16 protein-coding genes are annotated in these 17,679 nt (G+C 70.6%); 14 read left to right on the plus strand and 2 right to left on the minus strand.

Translation table 11 applies throughout. From position 1 onward, the window contains the following. The first annotated feature begins 995 nt into the window (after window positions 1-995). The 9 genes from ACIPSA_RS49810 to ACIPSA_RS49850 all read left to right on the plus strand — a co-directional run bounded on the left by ACIPSA_RS49810 (window position 996) and on the right by ACIPSA_RS49850 (window position 11,593). Window positions 996-1,640 carry a class I SAM-dependent DNA methyltransferase gene (locus ACIPSA_RS49810; RefSeq protein ID WP_402648644.1) on the plus strand — a complete coding sequence of 215 codons (645 nt, stop codon included), beginning with the start codon at window positions 996-998 and terminating at the stop codon, window positions 1,638-1,640. A gap of 678 nt (window positions 1,641-2,318) precedes the next feature. After that, a complete protein-coding gene (locus ACIPSA_RS49815) occupies window positions 2,319-3,212 on the plus strand; it encodes a hypothetical protein (RefSeq protein ID WP_402648554.1) in 894 nt (297 codons plus the stop codon). Window positions 3,213-3,252: 40 nt separating this feature from the next. Beyond that, window positions 3,253-3,519, plus strand: a complete 267-nt coding sequence (locus ACIPSA_RS49820) for a hypothetical protein (protein WP_402648557.1) — start codon at window positions 3,253-3,255, stop codon at window positions 3,517-3,519. Then, window positions 3,516-4,631 carry a conjugal transfer protein gene (locus tag ACIPSA_RS49825; protein ID WP_402648559.1) on the plus strand — a complete coding sequence of 372 codons (1,116 nt, stop codon included), beginning with the start codon at window positions 3,516-3,518 and terminating at the stop codon, window positions 4,629-4,631. The genes ACIPSA_RS49820 and ACIPSA_RS49825 overlap by 4 nt, the downstream gene beginning before the upstream one ends. A gap of 18 nt (window positions 4,632-4,649) precedes the next feature. Further along, window positions 4,650-4,937, plus strand: coding sequence for a hypothetical protein (locus ACIPSA_RS49830; RefSeq protein WP_402648563.1), 288 nt, complete (start codon window positions 4,650-4,652; stop codon window positions 4,935-4,937). Beyond that, window positions 4,934-5,539, plus strand: coding sequence for a hypothetical protein (locus tag ACIPSA_RS49835; protein ID WP_402648566.1), 606 nt, complete (start codon window positions 4,934-4,936; stop codon window positions 5,537-5,539). Before ACIPSA_RS49830 ends, ACIPSA_RS49835 begins: the two co-directional genes overlap by 4 nt. Before the next feature lie 18 nt (window positions 5,540-5,557). Next, the gene (locus tag ACIPSA_RS49840; protein ID WP_402648568.1) at window positions 5,558-8,098 is read left to right on the plus strand and encodes an ATP-binding protein; all 2,541 of its coding nucleotides are present in this window, start codon (window positions 5,558-5,560) and stop codon (window positions 8,096-8,098) included. After that, window positions 8,095-10,449, plus strand: a complete 2,355-nt coding sequence (locus ACIPSA_RS49845; protein ID WP_402648570.1) for a hypothetical protein — start codon at window positions 8,095-8,097, stop codon at window positions 10,447-10,449. Before ACIPSA_RS49840 ends, ACIPSA_RS49845 begins: the two co-directional genes overlap by 4 nt. Continuing rightward, window positions 10,442-11,593: a C40 family peptidase gene (locus tag ACIPSA_RS49850; RefSeq protein ID WP_402648572.1), complete on the plus strand. Its 1,152-nt coding sequence runs from the start codon at window positions 10,442-10,444 to the stop codon at window positions 11,591-11,593. Before ACIPSA_RS49845 ends, ACIPSA_RS49850 begins: the two co-directional genes overlap by 8 nt. A gap of 447 nt (window positions 11,594-12,040) precedes the next feature. On the opposite strand, the gene ACIPSA_RS49855 is transcribed toward ACIPSA_RS49850, so the two are convergent. After that, window positions 12,041-12,298, minus strand: a complete 258-nt coding sequence (locus ACIPSA_RS49855) for a hypothetical protein (RefSeq protein WP_402648575.1) — start codon at window positions 12,296-12,298, stop codon at window positions 12,041-12,043. Between the two features lie 373 nt (window positions 12,299-12,671). Next, entirely contained in the window at window positions 12,672-13,100 is a 429-nt protein-coding gene (locus ACIPSA_RS49860) for a hypothetical protein (RefSeq protein WP_402648578.1), read from the minus strand. A 147-nt stretch (window positions 13,101-13,247) separates the two neighbouring features. Between ACIPSA_RS49860 and ACIPSA_RS49865 the strand changes: the two genes are divergently transcribed. The 5 genes from ACIPSA_RS49865 to ACIPSA_RS49885 are packed head-to-tail and all read left to right on the plus strand — an operon-like array spanning window position 13,248 to window position 17,576. Further along, window positions 13,248-13,721: a hypothetical protein gene (locus ACIPSA_RS49865; RefSeq protein WP_402648581.1), complete on the plus strand. Its 474-nt coding sequence runs from the start codon at window positions 13,248-13,250 to the stop codon at window positions 13,719-13,721. After that, window positions 13,718-15,898, plus strand: a complete 2,181-nt coding sequence (locus tag ACIPSA_RS49870; protein WP_402648584.1) for an ATP/GTP-binding protein — start codon at window positions 13,718-13,720, stop codon at window positions 15,896-15,898. The genes ACIPSA_RS49865 and ACIPSA_RS49870 overlap by 4 nt, the downstream gene beginning before the upstream one ends. A 36-nt stretch (window positions 15,899-15,934) precedes the next feature. Continuing rightward, window positions 15,935-16,867 carry a replication-relaxation family protein gene (locus ACIPSA_RS49875; RefSeq protein WP_402648586.1) on the plus strand — a complete coding sequence of 311 codons (933 nt, stop codon included), beginning with the start codon at window positions 15,935-15,937 and terminating at the stop codon, window positions 16,865-16,867. Continuing rightward, entirely contained in the window at window positions 16,864-17,169 is a 306-nt protein-coding gene (locus tag ACIPSA_RS49880; protein WP_402648589.1) for a hypothetical protein, read from the plus strand. Before ACIPSA_RS49875 ends, ACIPSA_RS49880 begins: the two co-directional genes overlap by 4 nt. Window positions 17,170-17,195: 26 nt before the next feature. Continuing rightward, window positions 17,196-17,576, plus strand: a complete 381-nt coding sequence (locus ACIPSA_RS49885) for a hypothetical protein (protein WP_402648591.1) — start codon at window positions 17,196-17,198, stop codon at window positions 17,574-17,576. The last annotated feature ends 103 nt before the right edge of the window (window positions 17,577-17,679 follow it).

The raw sequence follows: 17,679 nt of genomic DNA on the forward strand, positions 1-17,679 counted from the left end.
CTACCTCACCCCGCTGGAGACCCGGCAGCGTCTGGATCAAGAACACGCCCTCGTAGCGTAAGCATCGAGTGTCCAAGATCACGGGGAAGCTTCAGTCCAGCCCTCCCTCGTAAGAACGCGCAACGTGAACATGGTGCGGTACCCGTCGTCGTCCCAGGTGTCGTGGACGAGGAGCGCATCGAAGAGCTCCTCCGCCATGGCGCCACCTTCGGCCCAGCGATGGTCGTCATAAATTACGCCGAATCGCACGGCTTCCCCCGCCCTCCCCGCCTACTGTGCTCCGCCGTGATGTGCGATCTTAGGCGGCGGCGCGCGCACGGCTGTGCGGGGGGGAGCGGACGTCGCGAACTCAGCTGGCCGGCAGGAGTGCGCCGCTGGGGTTGGGTCGCCGTCGTATGTTGGTGAGGTGCGAATGGCCCGGCTGCCGTCCAAGTGCGTGTGTAGATCGTCCTGGGGGGAAGCTAGGAGCGCGGCCGGTCGCAGGATCGAAGTCCATGAGAACCAGCCGGTCCCGCTCCAGCCATGACTCGAAGCCGACGTGCTGCCCGTCGCCGCCGCCAGTACCACCCCGGGAAATGACGCCCACCCCACGACCACTGAAACGGCCGGACCGGCACTGCATTCTTCGAACCTAGCCGTCGCGCAGTCCAACAATGGGCGGCGCCGCTTACTCCCGCGCTGGCCATCCACACGACATGACACCTCGATGTACGGGGCAGCGCTCTCCACCACCGGGATTCGTCCCCCGGCGTGATTACCTCTCCGATTAGATTCACTGTCAGAAAGGCCGAAGCGATTGGGTTCGCTGTCAAACGCCTCGATTGGATGACGAAGGACAGGCAGCCGGTCCCCCCGGAGCGCACGGGCCGTTGTCCTGTCTCTTGTGTCCTGAACATGAAGGATCTGGTCTCCGTCTCAAGTGACCTGGTTTGATTAGTCGTTGATCTCAGTTGATCTGGTTCGTCATCCTGATCGCTGCACTACTCTGTCGAGCCATGAACGCGGACCGCTGGGTGGCAGACACCCGGACCTCCTACGACACGGTCGCGGTCAGCTATGCCGACCAACTACGCGAGGCTCTAGCCGGGGCGCCGTATCTTCGGGCGGCTCTGGCGCTGTTCGCCGACTTGGTGCACGCCGCTGGCGGTGGGCCGGTGGCGGACGTGGGCTGCGGACCTGGACACGTCACCGCTCACCTGCACAAGCTGGGTCTGGACGCTTTCGGCATCGACCTTTCATCCGTGATGATCGACGTGGCTCGACGTGACCACCCCCTCCTGCGGTTCGAGGTGGGCTCGATGACCGACCTCGACCTCACCGATGCTTCAGTCGTCGGCCTGCTCGCCTTCTGGTCGTTGATTCACGTCCCCGACGAAGCAGTGCCCACGGTCTTCGGCCACTTCCGGCGCGTGTTGCGTCCCGGCGGACCACTGCTGCTCGGCTTTCACGTCGGCAACGGGTCGAGGCTGAAGACGCAGGGCTACGGCGGCCACCCGATGAACGTCCACGTTCACCGCCGCCAGCCTGACCAAGTGGCGGCCTGGCTACGCGATGCCGGGTTCACCGTCGAGGCCCAAATGCTGATCGACCCCGACAAGAGCGTTCCAGGTGCAGTCCTCTTCGCACGCCGTCAGTCCTAGCCACGCCAGCGGTCCGGTTGCGGCCGACGACACAGCGAAGTCGGACCACATCAACTGAGACAGCCTCCGGCATCCGCTCGCCCGGGACCACATCACTTGAGATTCCTGGCTTCCCCACGTCTCAACTGCACTGGTCGCCGCAGGTCAGCGACCTGACTCGGAACCAGATCATTTGAGACCGGACAGATCGTGACCGATTCGTACGTCGCTTAGGCCGTGACCGATGGCCGATTGTCCGTCGACCGGTCATCGGGCATGGCCGATCGGCGTGGATCGGTCATGGGCCGCCGTGACCGATCTGGCCGTCGCAGAGCCGCCTCACCCCTCGGCCGACGACGGCTTGCCCGCCCGGATCGGTCACGGCGTCCTGGCTGCGGATCGGTCATCGTCGCCGCATCGAGGACGCGCGACCGGGGCCCGCCCGCCAGCACGCAACCCCGGCCCGCGGGCGCGCCGAATAGGCGGCTTGCCCCGGGCGGGGGAGGGGCTTGCCCGGGGGTGCGCGGCCCGGTCACCCGGGCTTGCCCACCCTTCCAGGCGGCTTGCCCAGCGCGGGCGTGCCCAACAGGACTTGGAATGGGCAAGCCTCTCACCTGCTCTTTCCGGGGTTTGGGCAAGCCTTCGGGCACGCCTGGGTGAGGAGAGTTCACGGCACGAGATCCGAAAGGAGTCAGTGCCGTGCTCGACCTGCCAATCACCACCCCGACCGCCCACGGGATCTTCGCCCGCCTGGACGCGGAGTGGACGGAGCTGTGCGAGGACGCCTCCGTACGCGCTGCGGTGGCCGACTGGCTGATGACCGATCACCTCGCCGACGACGTCGCCGTCGTGACCGATTCCTGGGTGCGCGCCCTCGGCCCCGAGCAACTCCTGGCCGCCCTGCGCCCGGGCCGCGGTGTGCTGTCCGACGCGCTGACCGATGCGGTGCTGCGCAGCCTCCTGGTCCGAGCAACCGGTCACGACCGATCGGCCACGCTCGCCGCGCGGATCATCGTCCAGGCCATGCTCCCGGCCGCGGTACGCATGACGCGCGGACAGGTGCGGGGGACCGGCGGACGCACATGGGACGACGTCGGCCACATGGTGATCGCCACCCTGTTCGAGGTCGCCCGCTCCGGCCGCATCCACACCCGGCCCGGCCGCCCCGCCGCAAACCTCGCCCTCGACACGCTCAGCCGGGTCTGCCGTGAGCTCGCCGCCGACCGCGAGCCCGCTGGCGAGGACCTCGCGGCCGCCGAGCACCTCGCCGACCCCACCCCCGGCCCGGTCACGCGCGCCCACGCCGCTGCCATCCAGGAGGCCGCGCACGCCGCCAGCCTCACCACCGCAGCGGCCGTCCGCGAAGCAGACGCCAGCAGCGCACGCCTGGAGCTCCTCGAGCTCGTGCTGGAGGCGATGGAGCACGGCTCGATCAGCCACGCCGACGGCCAGGCCATCGCCTGGCACTACACCACCACCCCGGTCCCCGACGCGCAGGCCGCGCACCACGCCGGCACCACCGCCGCCGCATGGAGGCGCCGCCGCAGCCGCGCCGTCGACCGGCTCAAGTCCCGCCTGGGCCCCGCCGCCTGACCACCACCCGCACCCGATACCCACAAAGACGGAGACCTGCATGCCCACCCGTACAAGGCCCCGGCTGGACGAGGACGAAGAGCGCGTCACCCGCGCCCAACGGCTGCTGATCGGCCTGGGCGCCGCCCTGGTCCACACCCCCTTCGACAGCACCACCCACGACAAGCTCCGCAGCTTCCTTACGGACGACGCCCCCGAGGTCCTCGCATCGCTGGAGGCGCTGCGGCAGCGGCCCGAGGCCGACCTGCGTGCCCGCATCGCCGAGCTGGCCGGTCACAACCTGCTGCCGACCGGAGGCGCGGCATGAAGCGCACGCTGACCCGCCGCCCCGCCAAGGACACCCCACAGGAGCCGCCGGACACGGTAGAGGGGGACTGGGAGGAGTGGGAGGACTCCGACGAGCCGTCCGAGGACGACTACGTCGGAGGCTGGTCGACCGGCGCCCGCACCAACACCAGCGCTGTGCTGCGCTGGGCGGCCTGGGGTCTGCTCGTGATCGGCCCGGTCCTCGGCGCCACCGCCTTCCTGCGGACCTCGACAGCGGGAGCGGCCCAGCCGACCGTGACCGCCAGCACCCCGTCCGGCACCGGCGGCCAGGGAGCGGCGGGCTTCGCCAGCCTGTTCGTCGCGCAGTACCTGCGGGCGGGGGAGGGAGACCAGGACAAGCTCACCGCGTACTACCCGGCCGCCGGCGACCTCCAACTCGAGGGCGAACCCGACCGGCGCCACGGCGAACAGCTCACCGTCGTACGGCTGCGGCAGACCGACCCCGATGTCTGGTCGGTGACCGTCGCCGTCCGGATCGTGTCCGACACCGCGCCGGCCAAGAAGGAGACGACTGCAGCCGACACCGCCACCGGCGACTCCCGGCCCACGGCCGCGGACAGCATCCACTACTTCCAGGTGCCCGTGGCTGTCGGCCCGGCCGGGGGAGGGGCGACCGGCTACACCGCCTTGTCGATGCCGGCCGAAGTCGCCGCGCCAGCCCACATTCAGACCCCGGATCTGATCTACGGCCCCCTGCAGCCGGCCGTGCCTTCCGACCCGCGCACCGAAGCGGTGACCCAGTTCTTGACCTCCTACCTGACCGGGGCCGGAGAGCTGGACCGCTACCTCGCCCCCGGCACCAGACTCTCCGCGATCACGCCCGCCCCCTACACCGGCGTGGCCGTCGACCAGATGCAGCTCGAAGGCGACCAGGCCTCCGAGCCGGCCAGCACCGTGCCAAAGGGCGGCACCCGCACCCGTCTCGTCGTCACCATCCGCGCCACCGGTCACGACAAGGTCCGTGTCCCCCTCGCCTACGCGCTCACCCTCAAGGCCCGCGCCGGCCGCTGGGAGATCGCCGCCCTCGACGGCGCTCCTTCCCCGGCTCTGCCCGCGGCAGCCCCCAGCCCTGCCTCCACTTCCGCCCCCTGACCGAAGGAGCAGCCCACCATGCAGCCCACCACCCTCGCGGCCAGCTGGATCGATGTCGGGAACGGTCTCGGCACCGACATGAAGGCGCTGATCTTCAATGTCGGAATCCCGGTGCTGTGCGGCCTCTTCGTCCTCGTCATCGGCTTCAGGACCCGCGCCCCCGGCCCGACCCTGATGGCGGTGATCTTCGCGGGGGTCGTGTGGGGCCTGTCCGCGAACATGGCCACGCTCAAGGACACCACCGGCGACACCGTCAAGGAGTACAACAACGGAGGTGGCCACGCGGTCATCCAGGGCGACCAGTGACTGCGCCCGGCGAGATCGACGAGGACTTCATCGGCCGCTGCTACACCAAGGCCCGCCGTGCCCCGCTCGTCCACGGCGTGGTCCGCAGCGTCAATGGCGGCCCCAACTTCCGTCTGCCGTTCGGCCCGTACACCCTCACCCAGCTCGCGGCGATCGTCATCTCGGTCGGCCTGCTGATCCTGTCCCGCCCGATCTGGGGCGGGCACGGGCTGGCGGACGTCCTCGCCTTGTTCCTCGTCCCATTCGGTGCCGCCTTCGCCATGCGGCACCTCCACATCGACGGCCGTAACCCGGCCGCGGCCGCCGCCAGCGTCGTATTGATGGCCGCCGGCCCGCGCTGGGGCCGCCTCCACGGCCGCCCCCTGCGGCCCGCCCGGCCCCAGCGGGATGCGCCCCACGTCACCCTCGTCCACGGAGGGCGGGACGACAGCCCTCCGCCGGCACCGGTCCGGGCGCCGCAACACCCCCGCCCGGCAGCCCCCCTTGCGCCGCTGGCGCCGCGTCAGCGGGCGCCACGCCAGCGGGCGCCACGCCAGCAGGCGCCGGCGCCGATGGCTTCCGGTGTGCAGGCCCTGCTCGCCCGCCGCACCCCACCCTCCTGAACCGACCTGGAGAAACTGATGCGTCTGCCGATCCGGCACATCGCCAAGAACCTGATCTTCACCACGTCCGGGACCGTCTGGGCGGTGTGGCGGGTGGCGGCCGCAAACTACTCCCACGCCCCGCAGGCCGCCAAGAAGCGCCGGCTGAAGGCGCTGGAGTCGCTGTTCAAGTCGCTGACGGGCGAGCCGATGCTGCTGAGCCTGTGCCCGCAGGTCGACCCGATCGCCGTCGTCCGCGCGATGGTCGCCGATGTCGACCTCGCGCGCAGCCCGCGCTACGAGGCGCTCGGGCACGCCGTCCTCGACCAGCTCGAGGCGATGGAGCTGACCGGGCGCACCGACTGGCTGGCCATCCCGTTGTCGGCCACCTCCCACAAGGACATGCTCGCCGCCGCATTCCGTGCCGCGCGAGCCGACGTGTCCACGCTGCTCGGTCTGATGCCCGCCCCCATCAGTGCCCAGGAGATCGCCGAGCGGTCCGAGCAGGCCGAGCGGATGCAGGCCCGCTGGCCCACCGGGGTCGCGATGCGTCCCGCGACCGAGGCGGAGATCCTGTGGATCTACGGGCACAGCGCCCGGCGCGGGCTGGCCGAGCCGTTCCTGCCAGACGGCACCGAGCCGGCCGTGCGCGGCCGCGGCCGTACCGTCGCCGCCCTCGGAGAGATGCTCCTGGCCGAAGGCGGCGCCGACTTCGACAGCCGCCGCCCGCCCGGCAACCCGTTCCGCCGCCGGTACTTGCAGGTGTCCAGCGAATGGGGCGACTCCTACCAGGCGATGCTCGCCCTCTCCGAGATGCCGGAGGCCTTCGCCCTGCCCGGCGCCGCCTACCTGCAGCAGCTGGACGACCTGGCCTACCCGGTGGACTGGGCGGCCCGCCTGGTCATCACCCCCGGCCGCAAGGCCGAGGCCAAGAGCCGGCGGCGTGCCCGGCACCTGCGCTCCCAGGCCGCCGAGTACGAGGGCGACCCGGCCGGCCCACCCGCCTCGATCGCCAAGAACGAGGCCGACAACAACGAGTTCCGCGAGCGGGTCGCCTCCTCGGAGCGCGAGGTGGAGATCCAGGCCATGGTCACCCTCGCCGTGTGGGGCGCCAGCCCCGACGACGTGCAGGACCGGGCGGCTGCCCTCGCCCACGATTTCGGCGCCACCGACTACACCTTCGCCCGGCCGGTGGGGGAGCAGGCCAACCTGTGGCGGGCCATGCTGCCCGGCTGCCGCACCCCCCGCGTGCTGACCGGCTACGCCCAGACTCTCCTCGCGCACGACTTCGCGCTCGCCATGCCCTGGTGCGGCAGTGCGCTCGGCGACGACCGCGGCGGCCTGTTCGCGCTGCAGCTCGCCTCCGGCGGCGCCCGCCCCGTCCTCATCGACCCCGCGCGCGGCCCCCGCGAGAACGCCTCCGCGTGCATGGCGTTCATCGGCGAGCTCGGCGCCGGCAAGTCGGTGGCGATGAAGGCGGCCGTCTACAACGTCCTCGCCCGCGGCCACCAGATCGGCAAGCCCAACTCCCGCGGCCGCGCCGTCATCGTCGACCGGACAAAGGAAGAGGAGTGGGTGCGGTTCGCGAAGGCCTGCCCCGGCACCACCCAGGTCATCCGCATCGACCAGCACGCCGAAGTCAGCCTCGACCCGCTCCGGCTGTTCAACGCCGACAGCCCGAAGATCGCCGCCCGGTTCTGCGAGTCGTTTCTGACCCTGCTGCTCGGGGTCAAGCCGATGGACCTGGAAGGCGTGGCCCTGTCCGAAGCCGTCGAAGCGGTCCTCGAACAGCCCGGCCCGTCGATGCGGGCCCTGGTCGAGGAACTCGTCGAACGCGGCAAGGACGACGTCGCGGCCCGCAACCTGTCGCGCAAGCTCAAGGCCGTCGCCCGTAAGGACCTCGCCGCGGTGGTCTTCGACGACACGCTGCCCGTCGTCGACACCCACCGAGCTGACGCGGTGGTCTTCGCCGTCAACGCCCTTCAGCTGCCCAAGAAGGCCGAGTTGGCCAGCGACCACCGCATCGAACGCCTGGAGTTCGAGAAGGTCCTGGGCCGCGCCGTCATGTATCTGATCGCGGCGGTGGCCCGCGAGACCGCCATGGCCTCCAAGGAAGAGTTCGCGGTCGCGGTCTTCGACGAGTGCTGGTACCTCACCTCGAGCGACGAAGGCCTGGAACTGCTGCTGGAGTTGATGCGCGACGGCCGCAAGCACAACGCCGCCGCATACGTGGGATCCCACGACCCGGATGACATCGGGCCCGCCGGCTCCGAGAAGGGGCAGATCATCCGCGGTCTGATCCCGCACCGCCTCATGTTCCGGCAGACCACCCGCGCCCTCGCGGTGCGCGGCCTGGACTTCCTCGGCGTCGACTCCACCGACCCCGACCTGCTCGACCTGGTCACCTCCGGACTGTCCCCGATCGACCTGCCCGAGGAAGAGCGGATCGCCCGCGCGGGCGAATGCCTCTACCGCGATCTGGCCGGCCGCGTCGGCCTGATGAAGGTCCTCATTCCCTTCGATGCCTGCGTGGCCCGCGCCATCCACACCACACCCACGGACCACCGGGCCGCGGCATGACAGCGCTGCGACTCTGGCGGATCCGGCTGCGGGCGCTGGGCAGCGCCCGGCTGCGCATAGCAGTGCTGTTCGCCGCCATCGCGGCGACCACGCTGACGCTGCTCACCGCGCTGCCCGCACGCGCCGACCCCTCCCCGTCGCCGACCGCCACCTCCAACCCCGCCCCCGGCGGTACAACCACGCCGACACAACAGGAAACGGAGGAGATCCAGAAGTTCCTCGAGGAACAGAACGAGAAGCTGTCGAAGTCCGCGCAGGCCGCGCTGATGGAGGCCAAAGCGGACGATCTGCGCAAGCAACTGCCCGACGAGGGCGGCATCCTCGGCGTCTTCAACGTCACCGACGTCAACAACCTGCCCATCAGCGTCTACACGGTGAAATCGGACACCGGCAACTTCATGCGCTGGGACCTCGGGATGATGAACTTCCTCACCGAGGGCTTCTACATGGGCACCAAGTGGGCGGTCGCGTTCGTCTGCTGGCTGATGGCCTGGGCGCTGTCGTTCGGACTGGCCAAGCTACTGCTCTCGCCGGCCCTGTCCATCGCCAACTCCCTGCACAGCCGCGTCATCATGGAGATGGGACTGCCCAGCCTGTTCCTCGCCCTGTGCGGCCTGATCTGCACCGCGCGGATCTTCTTCGGAGACCGGGCCAAGGGCTGGGGCGACGCCGCGGTGTCCCTCGTCCTGGCCGCGCTCACCACCACACTCCTGTCGTCCACCCCGCAGACCCTGCTCGGCGACAACGACGGCGCCATCGCCGTGACACGCGGCTTCGCCCTCGAGGTCGCCGACGTCATCCTCGACGCCGACCCCACCACCCCGTGGGCCACCAACGACGTCACCACGCCCGCCACCGCGTACACGCTGACGCGGCCGCTGACCGATGCCCTCACCGATGCCTTCGTGGTCAAGCCGGCCATGCTGCTGCAGTACGGCCAGACGTTCGAGGGCAAGTGCGCCACCGAGTACGGCGAGAAGCGAATCGAGCAGCTCGTCTACGACCGGCAGCTCGACACGATCGCCAAGCAGGCCACCCGCATCAACGGCCTGGTCGACTTCACCCCCGACGACATGCTGACCAGCGGCCTGACCTGGCAGGACACGTTCGCGTTCAAGTGGGTCATGAACCACTACGGCGGCGTGCCGATGGAGGACTTCGAAAAGGACTGCGTCAAGGGCGACATCAACGCGGCGAAGAAGGCTTCGCTCGACAAGCTCGGCGGCAGCTTCTTCCTCCTCATCGCCGCACTCATCGTGACCGTCCTCATCATCGGCCTCGTCGGCAGCTTCCTCACCGCCCAATGCCGCCTCGCCTGGGATGCCATCCGCGGCGAGCCCGCCCTCATCGCCGGCACCATCCCCGGAGCAGGACGCGCCTTCCTGTGGGACTGGACTGCCTCCGTGTGGCGCTCCCTGGCCCAGATGCTCATCGCAGTCACCTCGCTGGCCGTGTTCATCATCATCATCAAGGCCGTCCTCGACCCCGTACAGACGGACTGGGGCCGCGAACTCACCCTGCGGTTCCTCGGCGTGGACGTCGTGTGCATCGCCGCCGTCAGGAAACGCCGTCAACTCCACGCCCGCACACACCAGATCGCGAACAACCTCAAGGCCCGGCTCTCCGCCAGCCGGATCGGCGGGACGAACGGCAGCATCTTCACCCCCGCCGCCACACCCGCTCCCCGGCAACCCCGCCTGGGCCGTTCCCTGGTCCGTGGCACCCTGGCCACGGCCGCGCTCGCCACCGGCAACCCGATGACCGCATTGGCCTATGCCCTGCCGCCGTCCATCGGCGCGGCCGCCCTGATCCACCGCATCAGCCGGAATCGTCGACACCCGGCACGACCCCACCCTGCCCGGCCCGCCGGACAGCCCGCCCCGAACCAGCCCCCCGCCCCGCCACCGCCACCGGCTGGCGCGCCCGCAACCGGCCCGGCTGCCCCGGCACCTGGCGTCCCGCCCGCGCCTCCCCGGCCACCCGCGACCGCACCACCCCAGCCCAGCTCACCCCCACGCCCCACCCGGCCACCCCGGCCCACACCTCCGCCGCGCCCCTCGCACCGACCGGGCAGCCGCTCCGCCCGTCCCGCCGGCGCCCGCCCAGGCAACAACAACCTCCACCGGCACCGGCCGCGCCCGCAGCCCCCGACCCCGCCCGCCAGGTCCGCGCGACAGCAGCAGCTGCGCCGCCGCCTGGATCGCGGGATCCGCCGCAGGCCGCCGACCCCGCGCCGCAACCTGCAGCCCGACCGGTCCTCCCGCGAGGAGTACGAGTCGTACCTGAGCGAGCAGGGAGAGGCCGAGCTGCAGCGTCGTGCGGAAGCGGGCGGTGACGCCGACGATGCCTAAAGGCCGCAAGAGGTGGCTGGCCGGCGGCGCCGTGCTCCTGATGGGGGTGATCCTCATGGGTGGGGTTGCCGCCCACGTCACCGGCACCGCCGAGGCCCAGGCTCAGGCCGCCGCAGCCAAACTACGCTGCCAGAACACCGCCGGTGCCGGGCTGGACGCGGACACCGCCCAGCTGGCCGAGCAGGTCAGCGCTCTCGTCTCCGGCAGCAGCGATGTGAAGGTGTCGGGGCTGCCGGATCCGAAGGAGCAGCTGCCCAACGCGAAGATCATCGTGGCGACCGGGGTCCAGCTGGGCGTCCCGGCCCGCGGCCAGATCGTCGCACTCGCCACCGCCCTGCAGGAATCGGCCCTGCGCAACATCGACCACGGCGACGGCGATTCCGTCGGCCTGTTCCAGCAGCGCGCCTCGCAGGGCTGGGGCACCCGCGAGCAGATCATGGATCCCGTCTACGCGAGCAAGAAGTTCTACATCGCCCTGAAGTCGGTGAAGGGCTGGGAGACGTTGCCCGTCACGGTCGCCGCGCAGAAGGTCCAGAAGAGCGCGTACCCGGAGGCGTACGCAGACGACGAACCCTTGGCGACCGCGCTCCAGCAGGCGATCGCCCCGACCCTGGGGTCCACCGTGACCAGCCCCACCGGTTCAGTCGCCAACCCGTACGCGCTGAACTGCTCCCAGAACAACGACGGCTCCCAGTACGGGTCGATCCAGGCGGGCAAGCTCCCCGACGGCTACCAGATCCCCACCAACACCACGCCCGCCGCCCGGGCCGCAATCACCTGGGCCCTCCAGCAACTCGGCACTCCGTACCAGTGGGGCGGCAATTGCAGCAATCCGCACGGCAGCGACCCCAGCGGACGATGCGACTGCTCCTCGCTGATGCAGCGCGCCTACGGCGTCGCCGGCATTCAGATCACCCGCACCACCTACACCCAGATCCACGACGGCCGTGCCGTACCCGCGAACGCCAACTCCCTCCAACCCGGCGACCTCGTCTTCACCGAGGGATCCATCTCCCGGCCCGAGCACGTGGCGATGGCGATCGGCGACGGCCTGCTCGTGCAGGCGCCGCGCCCGGGCCGGGTCGTCGAGGTGGCGAAGGTCGCCACACACGGTGCCATCCTCGTCGTACGGCGCATTGCGTGACCGGCCGTTCACCAGCGGTCTGACCGCCAGTCGCAGAAAGCCCTCGTCGGCACCTCACGCCCACGCCGGGTCCCTGCGCCGCCATTACGGGTTCGCCATCACGCCCGGTCCGAGGTGATCTCCAGCTCGGCGCCGCCGTCGGCATCACCAAGCAGGCCGAACCAGCACCATCTCCTTCCCAAGCCCGCTCCCTACCGGGAAGCACTGGATCCCTGGAGCAGCCTCGCCACCGAGGACGGCATCACCCTGGTACCGGAGTGGAAACTATGGGAACTACGGACGAACCTGACGCCGCCCACCGCCCTAGATATTCTCCGGCCCGGCCGTCTGCCACGGGGGAGCGAAATGATCAGCACGAACGGTCCATCCGGCCGCGCTAGATGCCTGACAGATGTTCCCGACATGACGTGCCGGACGGAGCCAGACGGGATGATCCCAGCGCCCGCGTCAGCGGCCCGTCTTTTCTGCGATCCACCGTTCCAGCGCTGCCCGCTCCTCGAAGGAGGCGTGCTTCTCCGCGTAGCCACGAACGACGTCGTAGAGACGGCCCTGGAGCTCTCCGTACTCGTCGAACCGGTGAAGAACCGCTCGGGAGAACTCACCGATGGAGACGTCGTCCTGCTCGTCGGCCTTGGCGGCCGCGTCGTGGAAGGCGGCGACCACGAGCAGCCGTGCGGTGGCCTCATCGTCGGGACTCGCGTACATGACCAGCTCCCTCCCCAGGTTATGAGGAGAATATCCGGGGTCAGACGCAATGTTCCCGGCGAGCTCAACGCTTGACGCTCACTCAGATTCTTCGTCAGGAGCGATTCTCCGCTCCGCCCCCTTCGGTGTCCGGGGCGCCGTTCGTGCAGACCTTGCCAGGCCTGGCGGCAGGAATCGGACAACCAGGCCGTCCGCAGGGCAGCCCCTGGGTCTCACTTGGCGTGACCGGACCGCCTGCGCCAGCTCATCCTTGCCCAGTCGGACGGACCGGGTGGTGCTGCTGCGTGCCCTGGCTGCCGCAGCGTCCACCCGCATTGGAGCGGAGCCCGGGGTGCTCTTCGCGCAATCCCGGCCGGGGGTCGGGGCAGCGGTGTCAGTCGTGGATGGTCGTGCAGGCCCGGCGGTCGTAGCCGTCGAACTCCACACACAGCTGGCTGTTGTTGGGGAAGGATCGGCTCTTGAACTTCCAGGAGACGTACTCGAACTGGTAGCCCCGCACGTTCCGAGCGTCGCTGTACGTCCAGCCCCGGACTTCCTGCACCCCCTGGCCGTGCTGCCACAGAGAGAGGTTGGCGCGGGCGCCGGCCTCCTGGCCGTCCAGCAGGGCGCGTACCTCCTTGACCTTGAGTTTGGTGCCGATGACGCCGATGTGTACGGGCCGTCGTCGCCGCCTCCGTTGGCGTGGGCGGGGGCGGCGGTGCACAGGATGGCGACGGCCGCCAGGGACATCACTTTCCTCATATCCGGTCCAACGGCGGTACGAGCCGTGCGGGTCACGGGCATCGCGGAGGATCACCCACACCAGCCGAAAGTAAAGCAACGGCAAAGTGTTGGGGGTGGTGTCCCAACGGGCCCGCCGGGCGGACTTGGTCGGGGTGAAGGAAGTTCTCCACGACCACCTGGAGGCCACCGTGAAGACCACGCCCCGCTCCGTTGCCCAGGCACCCGCATGAACGGCGGATCCCTCCCCGACGGCGCGCAACTGCTGCTCGACATCGCCCACTGGATCGCCGTCGCCGCGCCCTATTTGGCCGTCGTGGTCGCCGTCGGGTTCATCGCCGCGTGCGGGATCTCCTGGCGGCGCGCTCTGCTCGTGCGCGACGCCCTGGCCGGACGTGTCCGCGTCGAGGCGGTACCGACCAGCACCTTCGATCCGGGAGAGGGCGAAGTGCGGCGCTGGTCCCAGCACTTGGGTCGCATCAGCTACGCCGCTGGCGGCACCCCGCGGCGCGGGCGGGCCGCCCGGCTGCACTACAGCGCCGAGCACGGCCGGATGCGCTGCTACCTCGAAGGCCACGCCCACGCGCAGGCCGTACTGACCATGCCGGGCTTCGCCGAGGTCGAGATCCGCGGCGGCGGGTCCCGCAGTGACATCCAGCCGGTCCGGTTCTCCGTGCCCGCCCCGCGCCGGAGCCACTCGTGACAACCCTCATCGACCTGCCCAAGCCGCGCGGCGCGGCGATCTCCGGGCGCGCAGGGTCCTCGTACGTCGAGCGCGCCGAGCTGGTTCTCGCGTTGCCCGACCAGCGGCCGCTGGCCTCGCTCGGCCTGCACCCCGACCCGCTGCACCAGCTGGCGACCGCCCTGTCCGGCGTGCGCACCGAGGACGGCGAGCGTGCCGACGTCGTCCTGGACCTGCTACCCGTCCCCGAGCGTCAGCTGGCCCGCCGCCGTCGCCGGCTGCTGGCGGCCGCCCGGCGCCGCGGACCGTCCGCGTACGGCGAGCGGCTGACTGGCTCGTTCAGCGGGGCGGGCATCATGGCGTCGCTGACCGCGGCCTGGAACGGCGGCAGGACCTCGGGCAGCGCGCGGGGCGAGCGGCTGCCGCGCATGACCGATGTGCGCGACGGCATCGGCAAGTTCGAGCCCTCCGCCGGCCCGGTCTTCGCCGTCCAGCTGCTGCTGCGCACTACGGCTGCGCACCCGCAGGCCGCCCGGGCGCGCATGAACCAGCTCCTGGCGGTGTTCGCGGCCACGTCCGGCGAGAACTACCTCAAGCCCCGCCGGCCCCGGTCGCGGCGCGCCATTTCCTCCTTCGACCGGCGCTTCACCACGGGCGAGTTCCACCCGCGCCGACGGCAGTGGATGACCGTCCCGGAACTGTGCGGGTTCCTCAAACCGCCCACCCGCAGCTGCACCGCCTCCAGCGTGGTCCGCTCCGGCGGCGTCGTCCCACCCGCGCCGGCCACCCTGCCCGTCTACACCGGCCAGCGCGACCTGGTGCCGCTCGGCGCGGTCACCTACGCCGACGGCCGCGAACGCATCGGCGCCGCCCGCGTCAAGGACCTCCTGTTCGCTCTGGTGTTGGGGAAGGCTGGGCACGGCAAGACCGAGGAAGCCCTCGTGCAGGCCATCGCGCTCGCGCACAACGGATACGGCGTGTGGTTCCTGGACCCGCACGGCGAGGCGTGGGCCCGGGCCAAGCCCTACCTGGCCCATCCGCAGATCACCTCCCGGCTGTGGGAGATCAACCTCGCCGAGGCCGACGAAGACCAGCTCGTCGTCTCCTGGAACCCGCTGTCGATGGAACGCCGCAAGGCCTCGGACGTACAGAAGGTCGTCCGCGCCGTCACCGAAGGCATCGCCGCCGCCCAGGACTGGGGCGACCACGCCCCGCGCGCCCGCACCATCCTGGCCCGCGCCGCGCAGGCCCTGGCGCTGCTCAACCTCAAGGCCGTCCGCGAAGGCCACCCCGAGATGCAGGCCACGCTCTTCCAGATCCGGACCTGGCTCGTCGACGAGGAATGGCGCGAGGCGCTCCTGCCCCACCTGCCCACCAGCGCGCGGGACTACTGGGAGAAGACGTTCCCCCGGGTCGCCGCCGACGCCGTGCCGACCGTCACCTACGCGATCGACCGGCTCGACACCTCGCCCTCCCTGCAGGCCTTCTTCGGCAACCCGACCTCCGCCTACGACGTCCGCGAGGCCATGGACACCAGCCAGGTCGTGTTCGTCTGCCCCAGCGGTTCGGAGGCCGACTCGCTGGTCGCCTGCCTCCTCATCCACGATCTGCACCGCGCCGGCCTCTCCCGCCAGGACACCCCTCGCGAGCAGCGGGCCACATTCTGGTCATGGATCGACGAGCTGACCGCCCTGGACGCCTCGAGCAAGGGCTTCCTCGCCGCGATCTGCGAGCAACTACGCAAGTACGAAGTCCGGATGACCGGCATGACCCAGATGGTGCTGCGGCTGAGCGCCATCACCCGGCAGGCCCTACTACAGAACCGGTCGCTGCTGGCGACCTGCGCCGCCGACCACGACGAAGCGGACTTCGTCGCCCGGCGCTGGAACCGCCAGGTCTCCCCGGAGACCATCACCGCGCTGCCGAAGTACCACTACATCATGTCGCTCAACCTCGACGGCCAGCCCACCAGCCCGTTCCGTGTACGCGGCCTGCCCGTCGAGGAGGTCTTCGCCCACTACGACAACCCCGGCGGCATCAGGGATCTGGACCGGGCGATCGACACCAACATGCGCCGCCGACGGCTCGGCGACATCCTCGAGTGCCTCGAGCAGCTCAACGGTGCCGTCCTCGCCCACCACACCCGGCGCGGCCCCGCCCAGAGCTCCGCCAGTGACCCCACCAGCGTCGTCGACTGAGGCGAGCACCCGATGCCATACCCCACCCCAACGCCGATGGGCGCCAACGATGTTGGCCAGCAGGCCCTGACCGTCCTGTACCAGCACCGCTTGATCTCCACCCAGCAGCTGCACCAGATGCTCACCCCGCACCACACGCGCGCCGAGTACCTGCGCCGCCAACTGCACCTCCTGCGCGACCGGGGCCTGGTCGAGCGCGTCGGCCGGCGCGCCCACGGACAGACCGATCTGCTGTGGTGGCTCACCGAGCCCGGCGCCACCGCGGTCGAGGCCACCGGCCTGCTGCCCCAGCGCCCGTACCGGATGAGCCCAGAGGCGGCCGCGGGCCCCCTGCAGGAGCACACCCTCGCCACCGTCGAGACCGGTCTGGCGTTCGTCACGCACGCCCGCGCCCTCGGCCACGAGTGCGGGCCGCTGGACTGGTCGCCCGAGATCGCCCACACCTACCGCGACGAACAGCGCCCCGGCGAGGACCTGCGCCTGATCCCGGACGCCGTCCTCAACTACGTCCACGTCTCCGGCCGGCAGCGCACCCTACTCACCTTCATGATCGAGGTCGACCGGACGCAGATGACGATCGCGCGCCTCGCCCAGAAGCTCCACGCCTACGCCGCCTATCAGCGCTACGTGCCCCAGCCCCCGGCCGGCCGCGGGCCGCGGCCGGCACGCCGTACGGCCACGGCACCGGCCTGGCGCTCCCGTTACCCCGCCCAGTCGTTCCCGCGCATCCTGCTGGTTCTTACCGGGGCCTCCCCTGAGCGGTTGGAGCGCCGGATCGCCGACCTGCGCAGCCTCTCGGCCGCCGACCCGGTTCTCGCCGCCATCGCCCTGCGCGCTGGCGTCACCACCCTCGACCAGCTGCGCGAGCACGGCCCCTTCAGCAAGATCTTCATTCCTGTGCTCGGCGACGCCGCTCCTGTCGACGCTCTGATGCGGCCCCAGCCGACCATCAAGGCGCCGGCCGCATGACCGCCCGCCACGCCCACGGATCCGCCCGGGCCTCCGCCGTCGTTGTCCCCCTCATCCCGCTCGCCGGTACCGACAGCACCACGGAGGCGACGGGTGCGGAGTCGTTCATCACCGAACTGACCAGCGCCGTGAGGCATCTGGAGAAGGCCCTCGAGCTCGGCGGGACGCCGGCCCGGTTCCTGCTGCCCAACGGCGCCACCGTCACCGCGGCCCAACCGCGCCTGTGGGTGGCCCAGCACACCGCCCGGGTGCAGAACCTCCTCGACCAGATCACCGGACCGTACACCGACCCGCAGACCTGACCCACCGCGCCACGAAGGAGCCTTTGATGCGACTCTTCCGCCTCCGCCGCACGCCCCGTCCTGCCACTGCGGCCCCGAACCCCGCACCCGACTGCTTCCCGGCGGCCTGCGCCGACATGAGGCCGCTGCCGAAGCTGTTCTCACCCCTGATCGCCGAGATGATGGCCACCTATTGCCACACCAAGCACCTGGCCGGCCTCGCCCAGGACGAACGCTGCCCGGCCGAGTACCAGCTGGTGGCACGCTCCATCGTCCAGCACGTGCTGGAAGGGTGGCAGAACCAGACCGGCGGCCGCGGAACGATAGAGGACCTCCTGCTGGGACCGTGGACGTCCCGCGCAGCAGTCGTTCCGGCACCTCCCGCAGCCGATTTTCCCGTTGCACGGGAGCACCGAGTTGCGTCCTGATCACACGTCACCGGCCGTACGAAACGCTCGTTGGACTCAGGCCAGCGACACGACAACGCGTCAAGAACACGCGAGCGACACGGGGGATAGGCACGTGAAACGT

The sequence above is a fragment of the Streptomyces sp. NPDC086549 genome (assembly GCF_044746205.1).
GTDB lineage: Bacteria > Actinomycetota > Actinomycetes > Streptomycetales > Streptomycetaceae > Streptomyces.